The organism is Mycobacterium sp. 4D054 (genome assembly GCF_052245755.1).
In the GTDB taxonomy this organism is placed as follows: domain Bacteria; phylum Actinomycetota; class Actinomycetes; order Mycobacteriales; family Mycobacteriaceae; genus Mycobacterium.
The window spans coordinates 96,397-118,966 of the sequence record NZ_JBQQCF010000016.1 but is presented as its reverse complement, the minus strand read 5'-3'; the positions used below and the strand labels follow the sequence as shown (position 1 = coordinate 118,966).

22 protein-coding genes and 1 pseudogene are annotated in these 22,570 nt (G+C 67.0%); 17 read left to right on the top strand and 6 right to left on the bottom strand.

All coding sequences use genetic code 11. From position 1 onward, the window contains the following. Window positions 1-513 precede the first annotated feature (513 nt). The 3 genes from ACTWP6_RS14095 (at window position 514) to ACTWP6_RS14085 (ending at window position 4,693) form a co-directional block, all read left to right on the top strand. Entirely contained in the window at window positions 514-1,563 is a 1,050-nt protein-coding gene (locus tag ACTWP6_RS14095) for a hypothetical protein (RefSeq protein WP_443188023.1), read from the top strand. A gap of 3 nt (window positions 1,564-1,566) precedes the next feature. Further along, the gene (locus tag ACTWP6_RS14090; protein ID WP_443188019.1) at window positions 1,567-3,345 is read left to right on the top strand and encodes a hypothetical protein; all 1,779 of its coding nucleotides are present in this window, start codon (window positions 1,567-1,569) and stop codon (window positions 3,343-3,345) included. 781 nt (window positions 3,346-4,126) lie between these two features. Then, window positions 4,127-4,693: a dihydrofolate reductase family protein gene (locus ACTWP6_RS14085; protein WP_443188018.1), complete on the top strand. Its 567-nt coding sequence runs from the start codon at window positions 4,127-4,129 to the stop codon at window positions 4,691-4,693. Between the two features lie 49 nt (window positions 4,694-4,742). Here ACTWP6_RS14085 and ACTWP6_RS14080 read toward each other — a convergent pair whose 3' ends face one another. Beyond that, entirely contained in the window at window positions 4,743-5,573 is an 831-nt protein-coding gene (locus tag ACTWP6_RS14080) for a MerR family transcriptional regulator (RefSeq protein ID WP_443188022.1), read from the bottom strand. A 186-nt stretch (window positions 5,574-5,759) separates the two neighbouring features. Between ACTWP6_RS14080 and ACTWP6_RS14075 the strand changes: the two genes are divergently transcribed. From ACTWP6_RS14075 to ACTWP6_RS14065, 3 genes and pseudogenes are all read left to right on the top strand, one after another. Next, window positions 5,760-6,065, top strand: coding sequence for a nuclear transport factor 2 family protein (locus tag ACTWP6_RS14075; protein WP_443188017.1), 306 nt, complete (start codon window positions 5,760-5,762; stop codon window positions 6,063-6,065). Next, window positions 6,062-6,900 (top strand): annotated as a pseudogene (locus ACTWP6_RS14070) (SDR family NAD(P)-dependent oxidoreductase). Before ACTWP6_RS14075 ends, ACTWP6_RS14070 begins: the two are co-directional and overlap by 4 nt. A 59-nt stretch (window positions 6,901-6,959) precedes the next feature. After that, window positions 6,960-8,273 (top strand): HNH endonuclease signature motif containing protein, encoded by a 1,314-nt coding sequence (locus ACTWP6_RS14065; RefSeq protein WP_443188016.1) that lies wholly within the window; start codon window positions 6,960-6,962, stop codon window positions 8,271-8,273. 3 nt (window positions 8,274-8,276) lie between these two features. Here ACTWP6_RS14065 and ACTWP6_RS14060 read toward each other — a convergent pair whose 3' ends face one another. Next, complete coding sequence (locus ACTWP6_RS14060; RefSeq protein WP_443188015.1) at window positions 8,277-9,668, bottom strand: PucR family transcriptional regulator; 1,392 nt, start codon at window positions 9,666-9,668, stop codon at window positions 8,277-8,279. 141 nt (window positions 9,669-9,809) lie between these two features. Between ACTWP6_RS14060 and ACTWP6_RS14055 the strand changes: the two genes are divergently transcribed. Genes ACTWP6_RS14055 through ACTWP6_RS14035 form a run of 5 tightly spaced genes read left to right on the top strand, consistent with a single transcriptional unit; the run spans window position 9,810 to window position 14,557 of the window. Continuing rightward, window positions 9,810-11,264 (top strand): APC family permease, encoded by a 1,455-nt coding sequence (locus ACTWP6_RS14055; RefSeq protein WP_443188014.1) that lies wholly within the window; start codon window positions 9,810-9,812, stop codon window positions 11,262-11,264. Further along, entirely contained in the window at window positions 11,257-11,949 is a 693-nt protein-coding gene (locus tag ACTWP6_RS14050) for an SDR family NAD(P)-dependent oxidoreductase (RefSeq protein ID WP_443188013.1), read from the top strand. Before ACTWP6_RS14055 ends, ACTWP6_RS14050 begins: the two co-directional genes overlap by 8 nt. Beyond that, window positions 11,946-12,710 carry an SDR family NAD(P)-dependent oxidoreductase gene (locus tag ACTWP6_RS14045; protein WP_443188012.1) on the top strand — a complete coding sequence of 255 codons (765 nt, stop codon included), beginning with the start codon at window positions 11,946-11,948 and terminating at the stop codon, window positions 12,708-12,710. The genes ACTWP6_RS14050 and ACTWP6_RS14045 overlap by 4 nt, the downstream gene beginning before the upstream one ends. An 18-nt stretch (window positions 12,711-12,728) precedes the next feature. Further along, complete coding sequence (gene speB, locus ACTWP6_RS14040; protein WP_443188011.1) at window positions 12,729-13,694, top strand: agmatinase; 966 nt, start codon at window positions 12,729-12,731, stop codon at window positions 13,692-13,694. Further along, the gene (locus ACTWP6_RS14035) at window positions 13,694-14,557 is read left to right on the top strand and encodes a polysaccharide deacetylase family protein (RefSeq protein ID WP_443188010.1); all 864 of its coding nucleotides are present in this window, start codon (window positions 13,694-13,696) and stop codon (window positions 14,555-14,557) included. The genes speB and ACTWP6_RS14035 overlap by 1 nt, the downstream gene beginning before the upstream one ends. Here the strand turns inward: ACTWP6_RS14035 and ACTWP6_RS14030 are convergent. Further along, window positions 14,532-15,155, bottom strand: coding sequence for a TetR/AcrR family transcriptional regulator (locus tag ACTWP6_RS14030; protein WP_443188009.1), 624 nt, complete (start codon window positions 15,153-15,155; stop codon window positions 14,532-14,534). The two genes, ACTWP6_RS14035 and ACTWP6_RS14030, sit on opposite strands and share 26 nt — an antisense overlap. Window positions 15,156-15,395: 240 nt before the next feature. Between ACTWP6_RS14030 and ACTWP6_RS14025 the strand changes: the two genes are divergently transcribed. Genes ACTWP6_RS14025 through ACTWP6_RS14010 form a run of 4 tightly spaced genes read left to right on the top strand, consistent with a single transcriptional unit; the run spans window position 15,396 to window position 17,771 of the window. Further along, the gene (locus ACTWP6_RS14025) at window positions 15,396-16,133 is read left to right on the top strand and encodes a hypothetical protein (RefSeq protein WP_443188008.1); all 738 of its coding nucleotides are present in this window, start codon (window positions 15,396-15,398) and stop codon (window positions 16,131-16,133) included. Next, window positions 16,130-16,882, top strand: coding sequence for a hypothetical protein (locus ACTWP6_RS14020; protein WP_260756184.1), 753 nt, complete (start codon window positions 16,130-16,132; stop codon window positions 16,880-16,882). The genes ACTWP6_RS14025 and ACTWP6_RS14020 overlap by 4 nt, the downstream gene beginning before the upstream one ends. Further along, window positions 16,879-17,487 carry a cytochrome c oxidase subunit 3 gene (locus ACTWP6_RS14015; RefSeq protein ID WP_443188007.1) on the top strand — a complete coding sequence of 203 codons (609 nt, stop codon included), beginning with the start codon at window positions 16,879-16,881 and terminating at the stop codon, window positions 17,485-17,487. Before ACTWP6_RS14020 ends, ACTWP6_RS14015 begins: the two co-directional genes overlap by 4 nt. 5 nt (window positions 17,488-17,492) lie before the next feature. Beyond that, complete coding sequence (locus tag ACTWP6_RS14010; protein WP_443188021.1) at window positions 17,493-17,771, top strand: cytochrome C oxidase subunit IV family protein; 279 nt, start codon at window positions 17,493-17,495, stop codon at window positions 17,769-17,771. Window positions 17,772-17,783: 12 nt separating this feature from the next. Here the strand turns inward: ACTWP6_RS14010 and ACTWP6_RS14005 are convergent, their stop codons facing one another. Together ACTWP6_RS14005 and ACTWP6_RS14000 are read right to left on the bottom strand one after the other, a co-directional pair. Next, window positions 17,784-18,248: a hypothetical protein gene (locus ACTWP6_RS14005; protein ID WP_443188006.1), complete on the bottom strand. Its 465-nt coding sequence runs from the start codon at window positions 18,246-18,248 to the stop codon at window positions 17,784-17,786. A 67-nt stretch (window positions 18,249-18,315) separates the two neighbouring features. Next, complete coding sequence (locus tag ACTWP6_RS14000) at window positions 18,316-20,199, bottom strand: alpha/beta hydrolase (RefSeq protein ID WP_443188005.1); 1,884 nt, start codon at window positions 20,197-20,199, stop codon at window positions 18,316-18,318. Window positions 20,200-20,269: 70 nt separating this feature from the next. Between ACTWP6_RS14000 and ACTWP6_RS13995 the strand changes: the two genes are divergently transcribed. Further along, complete coding sequence (locus tag ACTWP6_RS13995; RefSeq protein ID WP_098002373.1) at window positions 20,270-20,539, top strand: YdeI/OmpD-associated family protein; 270 nt, start codon at window positions 20,270-20,272, stop codon at window positions 20,537-20,539. On the opposite strand, the gene ACTWP6_RS13990 is transcribed toward ACTWP6_RS13995, so the two are convergent. Then, entirely contained in the window at window positions 20,536-20,955 is a 420-nt protein-coding gene (locus ACTWP6_RS13990; RefSeq protein ID WP_443188004.1) for a ChaB family protein, read from the bottom strand. The genes ACTWP6_RS13995 and ACTWP6_RS13990 overlap by 4 nt on opposite strands. A 447-nt stretch (window positions 20,956-21,402) precedes the next feature. Between ACTWP6_RS13990 and ACTWP6_RS13985 the strand changes: the two genes are divergently transcribed. Beyond that, window positions 21,403-22,506 carry a hypothetical protein gene (locus ACTWP6_RS13985; RefSeq protein WP_443188003.1) on the top strand — a complete coding sequence of 368 codons (1,104 nt, stop codon included), beginning with the start codon at window positions 21,403-21,405 and terminating at the stop codon, window positions 22,504-22,506. The last annotated feature ends 64 nt before the right edge of the window (window positions 22,507-22,570 follow it).

Below are 22,570 nucleotides of genomic sequence, written 5' to 3'. Positions count from 1 at the left end.
TCGGATAGTCCTCCCGGTGCTCGCGCACCAGACGGACCGCCTTCGCTCGGGTCTCCGGGTCGTACTTGCTCGGCATGACATGCACCTTCCCAAGGAAGGAGGTGCGCATCAAACGCGGGATGGTTCAACGACCGTGCGCAGCACTGGGATGTCTCACTGTCCGAGGCCGGGTCACGTCTTATCCAGATCGGCCACGACGGCTGCGACAAGGACGCTATAGACCTGTGCCGCTAGATCGCGCCGCCGCCCGCGGTGCGCCCAGGATCCATCCAGAAGTCGCGAAGTGAGGAGGAGAAGCTTCCAGAAACTGTTGACATAAGGCACTTTTCGTCGGAAACCCGTAAGAAACGGGAAAAGCCGGGCGGCAACCCGGCTCTCCGTCCGCCGCAAATTCGCGGCGATCTCGTTCCCTTGGAACCTTCACCAGATTCAATCAGGAGGAACTTTGTTCATTTCATCGTGTTCGCATGCGCATGTCAACGGCTTCGCCGGTGTGTCGCGGAGCGTGTGCTGATGGGCCGTCACGGCGCCATGGCGTCGGCCGCCGACGACCCGGAGCCAGCGAAGCCAGTGGCGAGGGCCAACCACGACCGGGCCGACAGCCAACGCCACGTACTCGCGCCGTTTCACCACGACGTCAACGAGGACCGCTATCGAGCGCTGGCGGGCCTCACCATCAGAGGCGTCGATCCGCGCTACCTGGTGCCCGCGCTGGAATCAGCCAAACGCCTGTGGTGCCGTCTGGGCGACTTCGCGTCGTCCACCGACCGCATCTCGGTGGCGCATCTGGCCCGCTATCTGGCGTTCGAGGCCGAACGGGTCGGCACCTTCGACTACCGAACAGCGTTGCGCCGAGCCAATGTCGACCGACATCTCATGGACATCGCCACCCGGAAGACCAACCGGTCTATGCGCACCATCAGGTGGATCCTGTATGACGCCGGCCGATTGGTGCACCCCAGGGAATATCCCGAAGCTCGCACCCTGCCGGCCCCCCGCACCAAGAGAATCGACGCGGCCGCACCGCAAGACATTCGTGACTGGTACACCCTGGCACCGACCCTGCCGCCGTGGCTCCGACGACGACTCACGCTCCTACTGGACCTCTGCTACGGCGCCGGCGCGCGGCCACCCGACTTCAAGGCCTTGCGCGGCACCTCCATCACGGGCGAGACCATCGACGGCCGACACATCGCCATCGTGCGATTGCAGAACACAGCCGGCGGAACACGGCTCGTTCCGGTAACCGACCCCGACATTTCCAACCGTCTGTTGGCGCTTGCGCAGAGCAAGGGATCGGATTACCTGTTACCGGCCGCGAAGGGAGAAGTGGAGCGCAACGCGACCAACCGCATCGGCGAGCAACTCCGCGCCCGCGGTCACGGCAGCATCAGCGCGGCCGCGCTGCGTAACCGCTGGATCCTCGACCTCGCCGACCGCGTCCCAGCAGCACTTCTGCTGCAACTCGCCGACGTGGTCGACGTTCAGGTCCTCGCCGATCAACGCACCCAACTCCCCATCTACAGCATCCATCGCGCGATCGCCCTCATGACGGAAGGCTGAACCATGATCACGGACTTCGAAAGCTCATACCGCCTGTCAGACAACCTCTTTCGTGAAGCCAAGGTCATCATCGAGCGATCACACGCGGCCGAGATGATCGACGATTTCTTTGCCCAGCATCGCGGTGCCGGCGGACAGGACTGCACCGGAATCCGCTACACCATCTCTGCCGTGCTCGTCGCAGCCCTGGGACTGTTGATGCTGGGGAGAACCCCGACATACAAGGCCATCCAACAGGCCATCGGCGACCTCAGCCCGCGACAACTCGCCGAAGTCGGCATGGGAGGGCAAGACACCTCCCGCATCTTCGCCAACCGCGCCGAGCAACGCCGCGAGCGGACACGCTTCGTCGCCTGGCTCAACCGCCGCCTCGCACCACTGGATCCCAGCCCCGACCAACCAGCACGACGAATCACCAACGCCGAACACCGCCGCATCATCGCCCACCGCAGCACCGAACAACGCGCAGCGAGCGGAGAAGCCACCGAACGCCTGCGAACGGTCATGAATCGCATCGTCTTCGGGTCCATCGTCGATCCGCAGCCACCCGAGGCCGTCGGTGACATCGTGGCCGACGAGACGCTCTTCGACCTCGCCGGCCCCTCAGCTGGGCTGGGGATAAAACCGGACAAACAGCGCGGAGCCGCATACTTCGGCAGTTACTACTCCCGAGATAAGCACTCCACCACCGTGCATCAAGATGCCAGCGGCGGCGGAAAGCGGGGCTTCGGCGTCGGACTGACCGCCGTTATTCGCGTTGGACCACCGGAGCAGCTGCACGCGTTCGCCCCCGTCATCATCGGAATCGACGTCCATCCACCCACCTCCGGGAGCACCGAAGGACTCGACGTGGCGATCACTCACGCCAAACGCAATGGCCTCGACACGCGGCGCGCGGGACGGGCACGCCTACCCCGCCTTACCGTCGACATGGGCTACAACCCCAAAGACGGTTTCGCACGCCTCATGCTCGACCACCAGTACGCCGCCGTCGTGCGGTACCCACAGCACTGGACGCTCACCGATACCGCGGCCAATCCACCCGGCGCCACCACAGACGTCCCGCCGGGACCCATCCAGTTCGCCGGCTCGTTCTACTGCCCGGCCGCAGCCGACCTACTTGCCCAACACCACATGCCCAAAACCCGCGACCTGCTGGCCGACAACGGGTGGGGGGCGCACGACCGCCGCCTGGCAAGTGTCCTGCCCTTCCTGATGGGTCTGAACTCCCGGCCGCGACTGAGCCGACCACGTGGACGCCCACCCCTGGGAGTCGAACCACGACTCGACGTGAAGGCGGAGCTAGTCTGCCCTGCCGTGCAACTGCGCGTCCAATGCCCACTCAAACCGGCCTCGTTGACACGTGCAGCCTTCGGCGCCCCCACGGCAGCGCCGACCTGGCAAGCAGGCGACCGGCAAAGCTGCGCCCAGTCGATCGTCACCGTCACTCTCACACCCAGTCAGCTCAAGAAGGCCCAATGGGGACCGGTCGGCGCCAGCTGGGAACACACGCTGTACTTCGAGGCAGCGCGCGCTCGAACCGAGCAGACCTTCAGCATCCTCAAGTCGGCCCACGTCACCAAGCTCGTCGACCTCAAATGGGGACCCCGACGCGAACCCATGGTCAAGCTCCTGATGGCGCTCGCCGTAGCCAGCACGAATCACCGCATCCAGAAGACCTACCGGTCACGCCAGGCTCGCGAAGAATCCATCGACGTCCGCCGACGCCAGCTCCGCGACCACCTCGGACACGAACCTGCCAAGACACCGCCCCTGACCTGACGAGACCCAACCCGCAGCGGGCCGCGCGAACAACGCGCCGGCCCGCTTCGGCATGCCCAACGCGTCCAGATAAATCCCGGCCAAAAATTGCCGGTCAAGGGAAGGTCGCCGGCAGCGCTGTCTCCCGCGACAGATCCGCGAGCCTGCATCGGCGCCGAACTCGCACAAGAAGCCGCACCATGGCCTCGTCAACCCGCACCGCAGGGTAATCCAGTTCGCGCTGGGTGCGCCGGATAAATCGCTGGAGATTCCGCAAAAAACCGCTGGAACCGATTTCGCGAAGGGCGCTCTGAACAGTCGAAACGTACCCCACACCACGCGACAGAGGTCACGGACTCCACGGAGTGCGTGACCTCTGTCGTTTGACTGCAGCTCCTAGGTGGCATGTGCTCGCCGGGGTCCAAATGACGCCTTCCAAAACGGAGTCGTCCAGCGCGTCGAGGTCCGGCACCCCCAGGACGCCGACCACGGAGGGCGCCGGCGGAGGCCACCGCTGTGAAGCAGCTCGCCCACATCGGCGCACACGAGACCCGATTGAATCATCTTCGGCACAGCGTCTTTGAGGAGCAAGGTCACCAAGTGGCCCAAGCTCGGGGGCGGCCGGGTCCGCAATGGCGCTCACGCTGATCGAAGCCGCTGAGGGCGTCGCCGCGTGACTGCGTCGCACCGGTTCGCACCGGTCCGGGTCAGTGCCAGCACTCGAAGGGCGACGTATTCGGGTTTCAACGGGGTCTCGTGTGGCGCCGCGATGAGTTCGTCCCTGCGGTGCAGTCTGAGCTGCATGGGCAAACTCATCTATGGCTTCAACGTGTCGGTGGACGGATACATCGCCGACGCGCAGGGCAACATCGACTGGAGCGATCCGAGCGAAGAACTGCACCAGTATTGGAACGATTTCGAGCGGGAGACCGCCCTGTCGTTCTACGGCCGGCGGCTCTACGAACTGATGTCCGCGTACTGGCCGACCGCCGACGAAGCCCCGGATGCCACCCCATTGATCGTTGACTACGCCCGCGTCTGGCGTGACATGCCCAAAGTCGTCTTCTCGCGCACCCTGGAGTCCGTCGACTGGAACTCCCGCCTGGAACGCGGCGACCCGGTCGAAGTGGTGACGAGGCTGAAAGCTGAAACCGACGGCAACCTGGAGGTGGCCGGCGCGACGCTGGCCGCACCGATCGTGCAGGCGGGACTGGTCGACGAGTACCGGCTCGTGGTCGCACCCACTGCGGTGGGCGGGGGTACCCCGTTCTTCCCGACCTTGCCGTCGTGGATCTCAATGCGCCTGTTGGAGAACCGCACCTTCCCGGGCGGCACGGTCCTGCTGCGCTACGAGGCGAATACCGACTGATCGGGTGGCGGCCTCGATGTCGCCGGCGTAAACCGCCGGCGTGTGTCGGCTATTGCGCCGCCCCCGCGGTGGTGCTGAAGACCGGCCAGCAGATCTCGGTGGCGGTGAACCTGGCCGGATCTTCGTGCGTGCCGCCGAGGTAGTGCTCGCGGATGGGTCCCGGGCTGCTGATCAGATGCTCGTTGACGTAGATGCCTAGGGCTGCGTAGCTGCGGTCGATGCCGTCGTGACCGCCCGGGTGGGTGAGCACCGCGAATTCGGCTCTGGGTAGGACCTCGGCGCGGACGCCCTCCGGGGGATTGGCAGACGGGGGTGCTTCGACGAACATGGTTGCGCTACCGCGCTGTTCGAGGAACAGCGCCCGGTCGTAGAGGCCGCCGGGCACTACAGCGGTTTGTGTGCCTGTGGCCATGGCGACGGCCTGGTGCAGTGTGGTCAGCGACGCGCCGAACCAGTCGTCGATCTCTGAGGTGTCGATGATCGCGCCGACCGACCACACGGCAAGCCCCGGTTCGCGACGCAACGTGACGTCGGTGGGCGTGCGCACTGGGGAGAGCAACTCGCGAAGCGCGCCAACGGCGTCACGGGTCTGCTGCAGTTGTGCCTCCATGTGCTCGAGATGGGTGGTGATGATGTCGGCGCGGGTCCCGGCGTCGTCGGTGCTCAGCAGCGCCTTGATGTCGGGGATGGACATGCCCAATGACCGGAACCGGCGGATGATGTGCGCGTGATCGACCTGGCTGGTGTCGTAGAACCGGTAGCCGGTGTAGGGGTCGATGTGTGCGGGTTCGAGAATGCCGATGTCGTGGTAGTGACGTAACGCCTTTCTGCTCAGACTGGTCATCACCGCGAAGTCACCGATCGAGACCTGTGCGCCCATGGCGTCCTCCTCCGCGTCGCCCTCGCCTACGTCGAACGAGGCCATCCTGAAGCCTCCCCCTAGGGCAAGGTCAACGTCGCGGCGAAGCTCGCAACATCGGGTTGACCTTCCCCTTGCGGGAAGCTCCATCGTGGGGCTATGACCACAACAGAATGGGAAGCACTCCCGGATACTGTCAAAACGTTCATGACTGCGCTCGATACCCGTGAGGTGGATCAAGTGCTGGCCACACTCACCACAGATGCCGTGGTGACCGACGAAGGCCACGACTACAGGGGGCATGACGAGATCGGGACCTGGGTGGCCACCGCGGCCGCCGAGTACACCTACACCACCGAGATCACCAGCGCGACAGTGCTGGAACGGCAAACCGGTACGACTGTTGACGTCGGGCAGCACCTGGCGGGCAACTTCCCGGGCGGGGTCGCAGACCTGCACTACCGCTTCACCCTCGACGGCATTGTCATCAGTCGGGTGGTGATCGAGCCATGACGCGACGTTGGTTCATCACCGGAGGCACCCCCGGTAACTTCGGAATGGTGTTCGCCGAGGCAGCACTCGAGACCGGCGACCGCGTGGTACTTACCTCCCGGCGTCCGCAGGAGCTGGCGACGTGGGCCGAACAGTACGGCGACCGCGTTCTCGTCGTCCCACTGGAACTCACCGATGCAACGCAGATCCAGCGCGCGATGCGTGCCGCCGAGGATCGCTTCGGCGGCATCGATGTGCTGGTGAACAACGCCGGACGCGGTTGGTTCGGATCGATCGAGGGGATGGACGAATCCGCGGTGCGGTCGATGTTCGAGCTGAACTTCTTCGCCGTGCTGTCCGTGACCCGCGCAGTGCTGCCGGGGATGCGTGCCCGCGGCAACGGGTGGATCGTCAACGTCTCCTCGGTGGCCGGGCTGGTCCCCGCCACCGGGTTCGGCTACTACAGCGCGACCAAGTTCGCCATCGAAGCCATCACCGACGCGCTGCACGACGAGGTCGCTCCATACGGCATCTCCGTATTGACCGTCGAACCTGGAGCGTTTCGCACCAACGCCTACACGGGATTCGCCGACGAACCCGTCGACGAGCCGATCCCGGACTACCACAACATGCTCGAAGAGGTCCGTGCCGTCTTCGTCGGGATGGACGGGGTGCAACCCGGCGATCCCAGCCGTGGTGCCCGTGCAGTAATCGCAGCGATGGCCCAGGACTCACCGCCCCGTCGGCTCGTCCTGGGCAACAGCGGATACGACGCCGTGATCGATACGCTGGAGGAAAAACTGGCCGACATCCGGCGAACGAAACACTTTCTCGTAGCGCTGATTTCCCTACCTGACAGGCCTCAAGGCGCTTTGGCGGGCGTGAGTTGTCAGACCCTGCTGCTTGAATAGGGGCATGCCCTCGGCCGTAGCTGACACTCCCACTGTGCTGACACAGTCGGATCGGTTGGAGGTGCTCTTCGACGAACTGTCCCAGTTGGCCGGCCAGCGCAATGCGATCGACGGGCGGATCGTGGAGATCGCCGCCCAGATCAACCGCGACGGGCTCCTCGGGATCACCGGGGCTCAATCGGTGGCGGCATTGATGGCTTGGAAGACAGGGTGTTCGCCGCGCAACGCGGACACCATCATCGCGATCGCCGACCGGCTCGAAGAGTTCCCGCGTTGTGTCACTGACCTTCGCGAGGGGCGGCTCTCGCTCGATCAGGTCGGGGCGATCGCCGAGCGTGCCGGCGAGGGTTCCGATGCGCACTACGCCCTGCTGGCGAAGAGCGCTTCGGTCCGCCAACTGCGCACGGCGCTCAAACAGGAACCACGACCTGAGCCCGAACCGGTCACCGATCCTTTCGACGACGACGACGAACCGGCACCGCCGCCGCCCGTACCGCGGCCAGAGATCACCACCACCAGCGACGCCGACTACACCTACTGGCGCATCAAACTGACCCACGACCAGTCCGCGAAATTCGAGGCGGCCCTGCAATCGCACAAGGACGGGCTGATCGCTCAGTGGAAACGTGACCACGGCATCGACCGTGGCCCCGGTACCGGCGGCGACACCGGCAGCGGGTTGACGCGGCCGCCGCTGCCCAGCCGAGGGGATGCATTCATGGCGTGGGTCGACGCCGGCTGGGACGCCGAAACTTTCCGCCGACCGCACGGCCAGCACACCACCGTCATCGTCCACGTCAACGCTGAGACGAAAGTCGCCGCACTGCATCTGGGCCCATTACTGACCGACGAAGAACGACGCTACCTGAGCTGCGATGCCACGTGTGAAGTCTGGTTCGAACGCCAGGGCCGGCCCATCGGTGCCGGACGTTCCACCCGCACCGTCAACCGGCGCCTGCGTCGCGCGCTCGAGTATCGCGACCGCACCTGCGTGGTCCCGGGCTGCGGCGCCACCCAGGGGCTGCATGCTCATCACATCGTGCACTGGGAAGACGGCGGCGAGACCGAACTCGACAACCTCGTGCTGGTCTGTCCCTATCATCACCGGGCCCATCACCGCGGCATCATCATCATCACCGGACCCGCCCAACAACTCGTCGTCTCCGACCACGCCGGGCGAGAACTCAGACCCGGATCACTGGCGCGCCCCCCGACTACACCGCCACCAAATGTCGCGCCCTACCCCGGGTCGTCCGGAGAACGCGCCCAGTGGAAGTGGTACCACCCGTACGAACCACCACCGCCGATGCGGAACTAGCTTTCACTCACCGCGCTCGGAAGCCCACAGGCCGATCACGAATGCGGTCAAGTCATTGTGCTGCAACGGGTCTCGACCCGTGATCTCCTGGATCCGCGACAGCCGGTGCCGCACCGTGTTGGTGTGCAGAAAAAGCTCCTTGGCGGTGTCACTCAGAGATCCGTTGCAGGACAGAAATACTCGCAGCGTGCGCACGTGCTGAGTGCCCCGCTGATTGTCCAGCTCGGCAAGCGGGTCGATCAGCAACTGCTTGAACGGTGCCAGCTGCGCCAGCGGCAACTGCTCCAGCAGGCTCTCCAGCGTGCTCAGCTGATCCGGTCCGACCCGTCCGCCGCGCTGCTCTGCCAACGTCAACGCGATGCGGGCCTGCGCGATCGCCGACCCGATGTCGGTCAGGGGCACCGGGGCCGAGTGCCCGGTCGGTAACGCGAGGTCGTCAGTCATCCGCACCGGCCCGACCGACAACATGAGGCACAGATCAGGCGCGTCACCGATCAACGCGTCCGGGAAGGCCATCGACACCAGTGCTCCGGCACCTGCCGGCCACGCCGAGCACGCGATCTCACCGGCCGAGAAACCCGGCCACTCCAGCAGCTGGCTCAGCGCGTCCGGCAGAAGCATCCGCCGCTCGACCAGAGACAGCAGCTGCCCGACCCGCTCCCGGGCCAGCGCGGCCTCGATGTCGCGTTCGCCCTGGGCGGCGCGCACGAACCGCGCGATCAGATCGAGCAGCGCCGGTTCCGGCCGGTCACCACGCCCGACCCACGTCAGCGTGCCCAGCCCGGGCACCGGAACCGTCACCGCGTCGTCGTCGTCCGCCCCGCCGCGTCCGCCGGCCTCCACGCCAGGTTCGTCGGGCTCCAACAGGAAGTAGCACCCGAGCACCTGACCCGCGCTGTCGAGCAGCTGACGCGGCGAGTCGTGCCGGCGCAGCGAGGACAGCAGATCGGGCGCCAGCGCGTTGGTCGCGCGGGCAACGGCGATCTCCGAACCCAGCCAGAACTCCGCCACGAAGCGGCTGACCTGACTGAACGGCACGCTCGGCGGGGCGACCAGCACCGGCAACCCGCGTCGCCGGCACTGCGCGAGCAGGGCGGCCGGCACGACGTCATGACCGTCGCCCACCCCGAAGCACACGCCTGCTGCCCCGGCCCGGCTCAGCGCGTCGACGAACACCGTGCAGTCGTGTTCGGTCTGCAGACTGATCCCGACCGTGCACACCAGTTCACCGCCGCGCAGGTAGCGGGACGGGTCGCGCATCTCGGTGGTGTGCACCCAGCTGATGGGGCGGTCCAGATTCTGGGGCGCACCCGCAGGCACCGACACGCCGAACCCGCCGCTCTCCAGCAGGTCCCGCAGCGTCGGGGCCGCCGACTCTGCATGCACCTCCGACACCCCGCGAGCGTAACGCGGCCGTCACACGAACGAGCGCTGCCGTTGTGCGATCGTTCAACGCCACGGCACCGCCACGGTGCGATCTCTGCGTCTTCGGCCCGATGGCTGGCGTCGTCGCACGTCCGGCGTGATAGTTCTGCCATGTCATTGGTCAGCCCGGCTGAGCAGCAGCCACAGTTGCGCCGCGAGTTCTCCCTCGGATCGGCGTTCGCGTTCGCGTTCGCCTTCATCTCTCCGATCGTCGCCCTGTACGGGATCTTCGGCCTGGCGCTGTCGGCGGCCGGCCCGAGCTTCTGGTGGGGCTTCGCGCTGGTGTTCGCCGGCCAGTTCCTGGTGGCCCTGGTGTTCGCGACCCTGGTGTCGCGGTGGCCGCTGGAGGGCTCCATCTACCAGTGGTCGCGCCGCCTGCTGGGCAGCACGTACGGCTGGTTCGCCGGCTGGGTCTACATGTGGACGCTGGTGATCGCGATGGCCACCGTCGCACTGGGCGCGGCCGGATTCACCGCCCACATCGTCGGCATCGAGGAACCCTCGGGCGGGACGCTGGCCTGGATCGCGCTGCTGATCCTGCTCGCGGGTACGGCGGTCAACCTGATCGGGCGTCAGGCGCTGAAGATCTTCATGATCGGCAGCATCATCGCCGAGGTCATCGGCTCGGTGGTGCTGGGCACCTGGCTGCTGCTGTTCCACCGGCACAACTCGCTGTCGGTGCTGTTCGAAGGCGGCGGCACCGATGTGGATCTGTGGTCCTACCTCGGGGGGCCGTTCCTGCTCGCGGTCGCGTTCATCGGCTGGTCGTTCGTCGGCTTCGAGAGCGCCGGTTCCATCGCCGAAGAGGTGCACAACCCGAAGCGGGACCTGCCCAAGGCCGTGCTGTTCTCGCTGGCCTTCATCGCGCTGGTGGTGGGCTACTCGAGCCTGGCGATCATTCTGGCCATCCCCGACCTGGATGCGGTGGCCGAAGGCGCGGTCAGTGACCCGGTGTACGAGACGCTGACCGACGCGCTGGGCGCCGGCATCGCCAAGCCGGTTCAGGTGATGTTCGTGATCGGGTTCCTGGCCAGCTTCCTGGCGCTGCAGACCTCGGCGTCGCGGGTCATCTGGGCCTACGCCCGCGACGGTGCGCTGCCGGCAGCCGGCACGCTGGTGCAGCTGCGGGGCAAGGCCCGCATCCCGGTGGTGGCGATCCTGGTGACGACTGCGATCGGCGCCGGTCTGTTCCTGCTGAGCATCGTCGCCGGCGACATCTACTCGCTGATGGTGAACTTCACCGCCGGCGGCTTCTACCTCGCGTTCCTGTTCCCGCTGATCGGCTTCCTGGTGGTGCTGCTGCGCAAGGGCTGGACGGCCGGGGCGTTCTCACTGCGCGCATGGACGCTGCCCGTGGCGGTGGTGGCCGTGGTGTGGGCGGTGCTGCAGTTCGTCAACATCGCCTGGCCCCGTGTCGCGTTCGAGCAGCGCTACCTGGACTGGTCGGTGTGGATCGGCATCGTGGTGCTCGGGATCATCGGTGCGGTGCTGTACGCCACGGTGAAGTCGAGGATCACCGCGCCGCGTGACGAGGACGAGGACGAACCGGTACTGGCGAATGAGTGAGCAACCGGTCGCGCTGGTCACCGGCGGCGCCAGCGGGATCGGCGCCGCGGTGGTCGAGGCGCTGACCGCGCGCGGCTACACCGTCGGGTGCCTGGACCTCAACCCGGGAACAACCGAAAATGCCGTCGCGACCGACGTTTCCGACGCCGACGCGGTGACCCGTGCGGTGGGACAGCTCCGCGAGCGGCTGGGTCCGGTGAGCGCGGTGGTGACCTCGGCGGGCTACTACGAGATGGCGCCGGTGTCGGAGATCAGCGTGGACGCGTGGCGACGGATGCTGCGCGTGCACCTGGGCGGGCTGGTCAACGTCGCCCGGGCCACGCTGCCGGACCTGCGCGCGGCGCGCGGGTCGCTGGTCGCGGTGGCCAGTGAGCTCGCCGTGGGTGGCGGTGACGAGGACGTCCACTACGCGGCCGCCAAGGGCGCGATTCTCGGCCTCGTGCGCAGCCTGGCCGCCGAAGTCGCCGGCGCCGGGGTGCGGATCAACGCGGTCGCACCAGGCCCCACCGACACCCCGCTGCTGGCCGCCGACTCACCCTGGCGCGCACCGGAATACCTGCAGACGCTGCCGCTGCGGCGGCTCACCACGCCGGCCGAGGTGGCCCGCTGTGTCGAATACCTGGTCTGCGACGCGACGTTCAGCACCGGAGACGTCGTCAACGTGAACTCGGGAGCAGTGATATGAGTACCGATCTGCACGGTCGGGTCGCGCTGGTGACCGGGGCGGCCCAGGGCATGGGCGCCGCACACGCGCGGCGACTCGCGAAAGCCGGTGCGGTCGTGGCCGTCAACGACCGCGAAGACAGCGACGCGCTGACCGCGTTGGCCGCCGAGATCGGCGGGCTGACCGCCGCCGGCGACGTCTCGGATCCCCAGCAGTGCCAGACCATCGCCGCGCACGTGGCCGCCACCGCGGGCCGGCTCGACGTGCTGGTGGCCAACCACGCGTACATGACCATGGCGCCGCTGCTCGAGCACGACGCCGACGACTGGTGGAAGGTGGTGGACACCAACCTCGGTGGCACCTTCTTCCTGGTACAGAGCGTGCTGCCCTACATGCGGGACGCCGGGGCGGGCCGCATCATCGTGATCACCAGTGAGTGGGGAGTGACGGGCTGGCCCGAGGCGACCGCCTATGCCGCATCCAAAGCGGGGTTGATCTCGCTGGTCAAGACGCTGGGCCGCGAGCTGGCCCGCGAGCGGATCATCGTCAACGCGGTGGCGCCCGGAGTCATCGACACCCCGCAGCTGCAGGTCGACGCCGATGCCGCCGGAGTGCCCGTCGCCGAAATCCGGCACACCTATGCCGACGCGATTCCGTTGGGCCGCATCGGCGAGCCCGACGAGATCGCCGCGGCCGTCGAGCTGCTGGCCGATTTCAGCATGGAAGCCGTGGTGGGACAGGTGATCTCGTGTAACGGCGGCTCCACCCGCACCAGAGCGTAAAGGCAAGAGGAGAGCACAGTGCAACAAGATCCGCGGACGCGGACGGAGTCCGGAGTGCTGGGCCAGATCGACGCCCAGCAGGTGCCGCGCTATGCCGGGTTCGGCACGTTCGCCCGGCTTCCGCAGCGGCACGAGGTCGTCGACCATGACGTCGCGGTGATCGGTGTGCCGTTCGACAGCGGCGTCACCTACCGGCCCGGAGCGCGCTTCGGCCCGGCCGCGATCCGGCAGGCCTCCCGGCTGCTCAAGCCGTACCACCCGGCGCTGGACGTGTCTCCGTTCGCGGCGGCTCAAGTCGTCGACGCCGGCGACATCGCCGCGAACCCCTTCGACATCACCGCCGCGGTCGAGCAGGTCAAGGACGGCATCCTCGGCCTGGTCACCCGGCCGGAGCAGCGGTTCGTGCTGCTCGGCGGCGACCACACCATCGCGCTGCCCGCGCTGCAGGCCGTCAACGAGTTGCACGGGCCGGTCGCGTTGGTGCACTTCGACGCTCACCTCGACACGTGGGACACCTACTTCGGGGCTCCCTGCACCCACGGCACCCCGTTCCGCCGCGCGTCCGAGCAAGGGCTGATCGTCAAGGGCCACTCCGCCCACGTCGGCATCCGCGGGTCGCTCTACGACGCCAAGGATCTGCTCGACGACGTCGAACTCGGCTTCACCGTCGTGCACTGCCGCGACATCGACCGCATCGGGGTCGACGGGGTGATCGAGCGCGTCCTGGACCGCGTCGGCAACCACCCGGTGTACGTGTCGATCGACATCGACGTGCTCGACCCTGCGTTCGCGCCCGGCACCGGCACCCCCGAGATCGGCGGGATGAGCAGCCGGGAATTGGTCGCAGTGCTGCGCGCGATGCGCGCGCTGAACATCGTCGGCGCCGATGTCGTCGAGGTGGCGCCGTCCTACGACCACGCCGAGGTGACCGCCGTGGCGGGCGCGAACCTCGCCTACGAGCTGATCAGTCTTATGGTCGAGTGATGGAGCGCTTCCTCTGGCCGGCCGGCAAGGTCGCCGCGGCCGCGTTCACCTTCGACGTCGACGCCGAGTCGGCGATCCTGTGGGGCAACGAGACCGTCGGCGCGCGGATGAGCGTGATGAGCCACCAGGCCTACGGCCCGCTGGTCGGCATCCCGCGTATCCTGGATCTGCTTGAGCAGCACCAGATTCCGTCGACGTTCTTCGTCCCCGGCCACACCGCCGACCGGTACCCGGAGGCGGTGCGCAGCATCGTCGCCGCCGGCCACGAGATCGCCCACCACGGGTACCTGCACGAGCAGCCCACCGCGCTGACGCTGGAGGAGGAGATCGACGCGCTGGACCGCGGCTTGGCCGCGCTGGCCGAGGTCGCCGGCGTGCGGCCGGTGGGCTACCGGGCGCCGATGTGGGATCTGTCCTGGCGCACTCCGGCGCTGCTGGCCGAGCGTGACTTCCTGTACGACTCCAGCCTGATGGACGCCGACCATCCCTATGAGCTGGCCGTCACCCCGGGCGCGCAGCAGTCGCTGGTGGAGATCCCGATCCAGTGGGCGCTCGACGACTGGGAGCAGTACTGCTTCCTGCCCGACATCTCCGGCAGCGGCCTGATCGAGAGTCCCCGCAAGGCGCGCGAGCTGTGGCAGCTGGAATTCGACGCGCTGCGCAAGGCGGGTGGCTGCTGGGTGCTCACCAACCATCCGTTCCTGACCGGCCGGGCGTCGCGGGCCGCCGAACTCGGTGAGCTGATGCGGTATGTGCTCGACCACGACGACGTCTGGGTGGCCTCGCTGCAGGAGGTCGCCGAACACGTTCGGACGCTGAGGCTTTCACCGCGGTCGATCACGCCTCCCGACATTGCGCGCTGAGCAGGCTGCGCAGGGTGCTGGTGACGAACTTGCGCAGCGCCACGTCGCGTTCGGACCGGGCCTCGCCGACGGTGGTGAGCAGTGCGTAGACGCCGAGGAGGAAGAACGCCGCGCTGTGGTAGGAGTCGACGTCGTCATAGAGTTCGCCGCGGACGCGCAGCCGCTCGATCTCGGCGGCGAGCAGCACGAAGATCGGATGGTTGGTCCACTGTTCCCGTTCGGGCCGGGTGGGCGAGAAGTACAGACTGATGCCGTCGTGAAACAGCGCTGATCCCCAACGGGTCTCGAGTTCCAGCACCAGCTCGACGATCCGTGTCAACACCGCGGGCAGGTCGCGGCGGGTGTCGAGGAACCGGCTCAGCTCGTTGGCCAGGCGCATCTCGTCTCGTCGGATGAGTTCGAGCAGTACGTGTTCCTTGGTGGGGAAGTGGAAGTAGAAGGTGCTGCGCGCGACCCCCGCCGCCTTCACGATGGCGTTGATGTCGGCGGCGCTGGAGCCGGAACGCTGGAACTCCACAATCGCGGCGTCGAGCAGCCGCGCACGGGTGTTTCGCCGCTGGGCTTCGCGTCGCGTCGCACTCTCTGGCACGCGCCCCATTGTGCAGCACGGCGCCGTTGCTGACCAGTGTCACCGAAATCCTGAGATCGTCAGTCGGCCTGATCGGGCCGTGCAGGCGGCTCACTATCACACGATAAGCCGACTTAGGACGCCAGATTCGACCGGATCACCGTGCGGCGGGCCACCCGGGCCGGTTCAGGTTCATTGTCAATTGTCAGTGAATTGTGCTAGACCTGTGACGACCGGAGCGGCAGCAGATCGAATCAGGCGGAGCGAGCGATGACGACAGCGACGGCGAACACGACGAGGGCGATGAACACCAGAGGCCAGCGCATTCTCCTGTGGACGGTGCCGCCGGCGGCGGCGCTGTTCGTCCTCGCGTTCTTCCTTTTCCCGGTGTTCTCCCCGCCGCTGTCGCCGACGATGACCCCCGAGCAGGTGGCGGCCTTCTTCGCCGAGAACACCACCGGCATTCTGGGCGTCGCGATTCTGTGCAATCTCATCGCGTGCTCGCTGGTTCCCCTTTTCGCGGTGATCGCGGTGCAGATATCCCGGACCGCCACCTCGAGCAGCGTCTTCACCTACGCCTACATCCTGTGCGTCGGCGTCGGACTCACGGCGTTCATCCTCGCCGACTACTGCTGGGGCATGGCGGCGTTCCGGCCCGAGCGCGACCCCCAGCTGATCAGCCTGCTCAACGACATGGCGTGGTTCTTCTTCATCGCCCCGGTCGGCACGATCGTCGTGCAGAACCTCTGTCTGGCCGCCAGCATTTACCTCGACGCGCGGCCGGAACCGATCTTCCCCCGGTGGGTGGCGCACTTCAACATCGCGACAGCCGCCCTGTTGATTCCCAGCGCGTTCTCCGTCCTGCACACCACGGGTCCGCTCGCGTGGAACGGCGCGGTGTCATTCACGCTGCGGCTCAGCGTCTTTGCGTGCTACATCGTGGTGATGTTCATCGTCCTCGTGGGCGTGGTCAACCGCCAGGGCGACGAGCGGGAGGCTCTGGTATGACCCAGACCAGGAAGCTAGACCAGTGGATCGCGTTCTGGTCGGTCCCGATCTTCTTCAGCCTGTTCGGGTTGGTCTTCGTGCCGATGAGTTGGATGATGCCGCCGCGATCGCCGAGCAGTTCGCAAACCGAGATCGGCGAGTTCATGCAGTCGCCCAACCTGCTTGTCGCGTGCGTGATCCTGACACTGACGTTCGGGCTGGGGCCGGTGTCCAATGCGTGCTACCTGATCCAGATCAAGCGGATGTCGGTCAGCCCGGTGCTGCGCTTCACGCTGATGATGGGCGCGATCACCGGAACCATCGTCGGCATGCTGTTCCCGATGTTCTGCTTCGGGCTCGGCGCGTTCCGCCCCGGCTACGACCCGGCGATCCTGGCGATGCTGTTCGACTTCGGGTACCTGGCGTTCATCGGTTCGCTGGGCTGTTTCTGCGTGATGTGGATGGCCTTCGGACTGGCGATCATCCTCGACCAGAACAACATCCTGCCGAAGTGGCTGGGTTACTACACCGTGTGGCAGTACGTCACCGAGTTGATCGCCGCACCGGTCTGGATCGCCAAGTCGGGTCCGTTCGCGTGGAACGGGGTGATGACGTTCTGGTTCGCGATGGCGCTCTATGTGTCGTGGCAGATGATCGTGTACGTGTGCATCTTCCGGGCGATCAAGAATCAGCCCGACGAGGAGCTGGAGAACGCCTGGCTGACCACGGAATCGGCCGCCGCGCAACCTCCGGCCAAGGCCAGCGCATGACCGGGGTATCCACCGAGCCCACCGCGGTGGCCGGCGTCGGCTCGCGAAAGACCCAGCGGCGCGGTCACGTTCCCGGCGAATCCAGCATGTGGTTCTTCGTCATCGGCGACCTGCTGATCTTCGGCGTCTATTTCGTCGTCTACATGTACTACCGCGGCCAGGACCAGGATCTGTTCCTGCACAGCCAGGCGAAGCTGAACCTCACCATCGGCGCCGTCAACACCGTCGTGCTGCTGACCAGCTCGCTGTTCGTCGCGCTGGGCACTGCTGCGGCCCGGGCCGGGAAGACCACCGACGCCTACCGGTTGTTCTGGCTGGCGCTGGCCGGCGGTGCGCTCTTCCCGGTGCTCAAGGCGTTCGAGTACATCCCCGAGATCACCGCCGGTCTGACCCCGGGAACCAACCTGTTCTTCATGTTCTACTACGTGATGACGGGGATGCACCTGTGCCATGTGCTGCTCGGCCTGGTGATCCTGGGCTTCGTGATCCGTGATCTGCGCGGCCCGGCGCCCCGAATGTCGCTGGTGGAGACCGGCGCAACGTACTGGCACATGGTCGACCTGCTGTGGCTCGTCCTGTTCGCGCTGCTCTACCTGATGAGGTGATCCTGCTGATCGCATATCTGCGCCATCCGCTGACCCTGGTGTGGGCGCTGCTGACGGCGGTGACCGTGGCGTCGTGGCTGACCGCCCGCGACGGCGGTGGGGGAGAACACCTCAACGCGTCGGTGACCGTCGTGGTGCTGCTGATCGCGGCGGTCAAAACCCAGCTGGTGATCTGGCATTTCATGGAAGTACGGCGGGCACCGCGGTGGCTGAAGGTGACGACGAACGGATGGCTGGTCGTCCTTTTCGGTGTGCTGCTGGGTCTGTACTTCAGCGCTGTCTAGGGTTGTGCGAACTCAGCCACCGCGCACCTCATCGGTGATGTCGGCGAGCTGGTTGTCGTCGCGGTGGTCGTTGAAGTTCCGGCATTCCCCGTAGATCTCGACCGTGCCGCGGTCGGGGTAGTTCCCGGGGCCGACGAGGACCATCACGCCGCCTTTGTGGACCGCGTCGCCGGCGGGCTGGAAGCCCGGCGGCGGCCCCGGCGCCCAGCCGGGTTGGCCGGCCAGGGTGTCGGCGATCTGCCGGCTGACACTCTGGCCGGGCGGCGTCTCGAACGCCACATCGACGCGGCCGTGGAACGGCGGGTCGCCCTGATCGTTACACCACTCCCACTGGAAGCTCGCGTAGGTGACACGCAGGTTCGCCGCCCGCACAACATCTTTGGCCGCATCGACGACCTGGGCGCGGGATTCGGCGTCGGACGGCGGTGGGGCGGTGGGCCCCCCGGCCTGCGGTGTGTTCGGCTCGGACGGGGACATCGGTGAGCATCCTCCTACAGCTGACGTCGCGGCGGCGAGTATGACGGCCAGCCCCGCGATACGACGACTAGTACCCGTGGTCATTGGTCACCGATCCTCCCGCCCGGTTCCACTCGGGGTCATAGATCACCGGCGTCTCGACGTTCATGTGCGGCAACGGAACCACACCGAGGATCGGGACGTCGAGCTGCTGCGGTGTCGACACCGTCAGCTCGGTGCGCGGCTGCGCCAGCAGGCCGAGTTCGCCGAGACGGTCCGGATTGCCGGTGACGATCTCGGTCATGCTGCGCAGCGACTCGCTACCGACGGCGTAGTAATACGAATGGTCGGACGGGTCGATCATGTCGGCACCGGGAACCTCGGCCCGGAACCGCGTCGCACCGAAGTCCTCGAAGGCCGGGTCGGCGCCCAGACCGGCCGTCGGGCCGACCATGTTGCCCAACGAATCGTTGAGTTCGCCCGGCAGCGTGTTGCCCATCTGGCCCAGCCAGCCGACCGGGTCGGTGGACGCGTCCCCGATGTAGACCCGACCGCCGTCGAGGTTGAAGTCCGCGGCACTGCGCGCCACGTCGGTGCCGGGACTGCCGAGCAGGATCGCGTCGTCGGCGCGCATCCCGCTGCTGGCGAACGCGTCGGCGACGGTCGTGGAACCGTAGGAGTGCCCGATCACCGTCACATGCTCGGGAACGCCCACCTCGTGGGTCACGCTGAGCCCGTTGACATCCCACGCCAGTGCGTCGCCCCCGGCGCGTGCGAGGCCCGCGTTGGCGATGTTGGGGTCGGTGAAGCTCTCCGGGGTGTCGTAGCCCATCCAGGAGATCACCGCGGTGGGGTCACCGGGATCGGCCTTGAGTGATTGGCCGTAGAGATTGATCGCGTCGTTGTGCCCGTCGGACAGCCAGCCGTCGCGGACGCTGGCGCTGGTGCCGGGCACGATGACCGCGGTGTTCGACGCCTTGTCCGGATTGCCGATCGAGACCGCCGCGCGGCCCTTGCCGTCGAAGGCCTGTGGGTCGTAAGCCCACAGCATGGTCGGCCGCCAGTTCCTGTCGTGCCGCTCCTGTGCGCCGATCTCGCTGTAGCGGCGGGACTCTCCGTCGGGCGCGCCGAGCTGATGCAGCAGTCCTTCCTGGGTCCGCTTCGCATTCTGGTAACGCGTGACGTCGCCGTCGGTCAGCCCATAGCGGCCCGGATTGCCCACCACCTCATCGGCCGGGACGTGGTTGCGGGACGCCACGTTCTCCACCCGGTCGAGGTGGTCGTCCATCACCGCGACGTTGACCTGGTCGCGCACTTCGGCAGGAATCCCGTTGAGATTGCCCAGGATCGGTGGATGCTGGTCGATCAGCCCACGGCGTTGATCGTCGGTCAGCGCGTTCCACCACGCCGTCACGCCGGCAGGATCGGTGTCCGCCGACGGGATCGCGATGTTCTGCCCGCCCACGGCCACGGACGGAGTCGGGATGTCGACTCCGGCGGCCTGATCAATCGCCGACGCGGTGTTCTCGTCCAGGTCGGTGAACAGCTGCAGCATCTTCTTCAGAAACGCTGTGAACTTGTCGGCCAGGCTGTCCAGAAAGCGCCCGACAAGCCACTGCTGCGGGGTGACCGTCCCGTCGTCGGAGACGGCGAACCCGAACCGGTCCAGCGTCGACACCAGGTCCAGCAGAGCATCCCGCAACGCGGTCATCTGCACGCCGCCGTTGCGCAGCGCGGACTCGAGGTTGAGCAGCCGCCGGGCGATCCGGTCCTGCTTGGCGAGGTCCCTGACCCCCTGCGCAGCCGCGCCGGTGGCGGCCTGCCCGGTCCAGTGCTCCTGCAGATGGACCAGCATCTCCCGTTCGCCGGTGAGGATCGTCTCGAGTTCGCTGCGCCGGCGACCCAGGGCGTCGGCGGCGTCGACCAGCCGGTCGGGATCCGAGTCCCGCACCGTCGACACTGAAACCGACATGGCCCTCCTGTTCCGGTCGCAACGATCGTTCCACATCGAGGGCCGGCGCCTGCGGAGTTAATGTGGGCGGATGGGCACTCAGGTGATTCCGGGCGGCGTGGTGCACGAACTTCCCGATGATCTGCGCACCGCGCTGACCGGGAACGCGACGGCGCTGGCGGCGTGGCAGGACATCACCCCGCTGGCGCGCAACGAGTTCATCTGCTGGGTCGAGGACGCCAAACAGCAGAAGACCCGCGAGCGGCGGATCCGCCGCACTCAGGAGGAACTGGAGGAGGGCATGCGCCGGCCGTGCTGCTGGCCGGGCTGCAAGCACCGCGAGCGCAACGGCAAGGCCTAGCGGCTGCGCCGGCTCTCCCGCCGGTTGGCCTTCTTGATCTCGTCGACGAGTTCGTCCTTGGTCATCGTCGACCGGCCGGGGATGTCGAGGCGACGTGCCAGGTCGACGAGGTGCTTCTTGGTCGCGTTCGCGTTGACGCCCTCAGCGGTCTCTCCCTTGGCCTGCGGCCCGCCGCTCTCGGCCCGCTCGTCCGACGGCCCGCGCTGATCCTTCTTCTCCCAGTGGTCGCCGACCTTCTCGTAGCTGTGCTTGAGGGCGCTGTAGGCGACGCGGTGCGCCCGTTCACCCTCGCCGTATTCCTCGGCGGCAGCGTCGTGCGCCTTGGCGAACGTGCGCTGGGCCTTCTCCTCGGAGCGTTGCAGAGTGCTCGGCAGTTCCCTTTGCTTGGCCTTGCCGGATTTCGTGGTTTTCGGCATCGTTCACCATATTTTGTGGAAGTGGTTGTCGCTCAGTGGATTTGCTGTGCACAACGGTGCAGCACCTCCATCGTGTTCGTCTCGTCGACCAGCGGACCGAGCCGGCCGGTTGACGACGTCGTCATCGCGGGGGTCCAGGACGGTCGGTTCCTTCGTCTGCACGGGTACCCGGCCGACGGTGTGCGACACATCAGGAGCCGCCCTATTGAGCGGGCGGGGGTACAGGCGGGCGGGTGCGGCAGAATCGAGCACTTCACGGCAAGGCGATCCTTTGCTCGGAAAGCTGGGCCGAGCCGAACCGCTGCCCTGCATGGCAGATAAATTGTGTGCAGAAACGTGAATTCGCGGCGTGCGGAAGGTGAGCGGTGTGATCATGAAGTTCGCGGCAATGCCGACGACCTACCGCTAGAATGACGCCGCAATCGACTTCGGAGAGGCGGGACGCCCGTGTTCACAGGCAGGAAAACGCCTCTCACCGCGGCGGTCGCGCTGGTGGGAGCAGGCGTCATCGCCGTCACCCCCGTCGAACCCGCTTCCGCGGCGACGCCGCCGATCAACCCGGCCGTGCGGCTCGCGGCGATACCCAGCCCACTGCAGTTCTATCCGCAGGTGCTGCTGCGTGCGGCCGAGAACACCGCCGCGCTTGTCGAGGCGTACTTCGCCGACCCGCTGCCGCTGACGCGGCTGACCATCGAGAAGCAGGCGCACGCGCTCGTCGAGGCGTGGGACGCGATCGGCGCCGGCGACGGGGCGGCGGCATTGTCCGCCGTCGGCAGAATGGTCTTCCAGCCCGTCGTGACCGCCGCCGGTGCCTGGGAGTACTTCGACGGCCTGATGGACAATCCCAACGCACCGGGGGCGTTGTTCCAGATCGTGTTCAGTCCCGTCCTCGGCGGATTCGCGGCCCTCGGCGTGGCGATCGACGAGGTTGTCGACGCCGCGGTGGCCCTGGATCCGGTCGGTCTGCTCAACGCGGTGCTGAACATTCCGGCCCGTATCCTCGACGGTGTGCTCAACGGCGGGTACGGCTCTCCGTTCGGCAACTTCGACAATCTGCCGGGGCTCGTCACACCGCTGACGGTCGAGGGGTACCTCGCGCCCGGGCCGATCGCGCTCGCGATCCGGATCGGCCAGGACGCGGCCGACCATATCGAGCAGTCGGAGGCGGTCACGGCGCAGGTTGAGCCTGAACACGCTGTTGCCGTAGAACCTTCGGATGACAGCGGGGCCGGACCGCACTCGGAGACCGGAGGTGAGAAGTCCGAGCCGTCGGACGATCCCCTCGCCAAGGCGAATACCTCGAAGACCGGCGGACCGGCCGTGGCCGAGGACACCGCGACGAATGTGCCGGAGCTGGCGAATTCCGTGCCGGAGCCGACGGAAACAGAGCCGGACCAGCTCGACTCGAGGTCACACTCAGAGCCCGAGGCAGAAGCAGACTCCGAACCGGAGCTGGAATCGGAGCTGGCGCAGGACGCCGGTCCGGCGCAGGCGGTCAGCGCAGCGCGGCCCGACCCCGGACCCGAAAAAGCATCAACCTCGGCAGCGTGACGGCCGGCAGCAGCGCCGTGCTGCCGGCGGCCTGGAACACCTGATCCCGGCCGGTCCGAAGAGG

What these genes read in the sequence shown, in the direction of transcription:
- ACTWP6_RS14090 (WP_443188019.1), top strand. Translation starts at nt 1,567, where the DNA reads ATGATCACGGACTTCGAAAGCTCATACCGCCTGTCAGACAACCTCTTT.
- ACTWP6_RS14045 (WP_443188012.1), top strand. Translation starts at nt 11,946, where the DNA reads ATGAGTACCGATCTGCACGGTCGGGTCGCGCTGGTGACCGGGGCGGCC.
- ACTWP6_RS14075 (WP_443188017.1), top strand. Translation starts at nt 5,760, where the DNA reads ATGACTGCGCTCGATACCCGTGAGGTGGATCAAGTGCTGGCCACACTC.
- ACTWP6_RS14095 (WP_443188023.1), top strand. Translation starts at nt 514, where the DNA reads ATGGGCCGTCACGGCGCCATGGCGTCGGCCGCCGACGACCCGGAGCCA.
- ACTWP6_RS14085 (WP_443188018.1), top strand. Translation starts at nt 4,127, where the DNA reads ATGGGCAAACTCATCTATGGCTTCAACGTGTCGGTGGACGGATACATC.
- ACTWP6_RS14030 (WP_443188009.1), bottom strand. Translation starts at nt 15,155, where the DNA reads ATGGGGCGCGTGCCAGAGAGTGCGACGCGACGCGAAGCCCAGCGGCGA.
- ACTWP6_RS14025 (WP_443188008.1), top strand. Translation starts at nt 15,396, where the DNA reads ATGACGACAGCGACGGCGAACACGACGAGGGCGATGAACACCAGAGGC.
- ACTWP6_RS14015 (WP_443188007.1), top strand. Translation starts at nt 16,879, where the DNA reads ATGACCGGGGTATCCACCGAGCCCACCGCGGTGGCCGGCGTCGGCTCG.
- ACTWP6_RS14035 (WP_443188010.1), top strand. Translation starts at nt 13,694, where the DNA reads ATGGAGCGCTTCCTCTGGCCGGCCGGCAAGGTCGCCGCGGCCGCGTTC.
- ACTWP6_RS14065 (WP_443188016.1), top strand. Translation starts at nt 6,960, where the DNA reads ATGCCCTCGGCCGTAGCTGACACTCCCACTGTGCTGACACAGTCGGAT.
- ACTWP6_RS13990 (WP_443188004.1), bottom strand. Translation starts at nt 20,955, where the DNA reads ATGCCGAAAACCACGAAATCCGGCAAGGCCAAGCAAAGGGAACTGCCG.
- ACTWP6_RS14055 (WP_443188014.1), top strand. Translation starts at nt 9,810, where the DNA reads ATGTCATTGGTCAGCCCGGCTGAGCAGCAGCCACAGTTGCGCCGCGAG.
- ACTWP6_RS14000 (WP_443188005.1), bottom strand. Translation starts at nt 20,199, where the DNA reads ATGTCGGTTTCAGTGTCGACGGTGCGGGACTCGGATCCCGACCGGCTG.
- ACTWP6_RS14050 (WP_443188013.1), top strand. Translation starts at nt 11,257, where the DNA reads ATGAGTGAGCAACCGGTCGCGCTGGTCACCGGCGGCGCCAGCGGGATC.
- ACTWP6_RS14020 (WP_260756184.1), top strand. Translation starts at nt 16,130, where the DNA reads ATGACCCAGACCAGGAAGCTAGACCAGTGGATCGCGTTCTGGTCGGTC.
- ACTWP6_RS13995 (WP_098002373.1), top strand. Translation starts at nt 20,270, where the DNA reads ATGGGCACTCAGGTGATTCCGGGCGGCGTGGTGCACGAACTTCCCGAT.
- ACTWP6_RS14005 (WP_443188006.1), bottom strand. Translation starts at nt 18,248, where the DNA reads ATGTCCCCGTCCGAGCCGAACACACCGCAGGCCGGGGGGCCCACCGCC.
- ACTWP6_RS14080 (WP_443188022.1), bottom strand. Translation starts at nt 5,573, where the DNA reads ATGGGCGCACAGGTCTCGATCGGTGACTTCGCGGTGATGACCAGTCTG.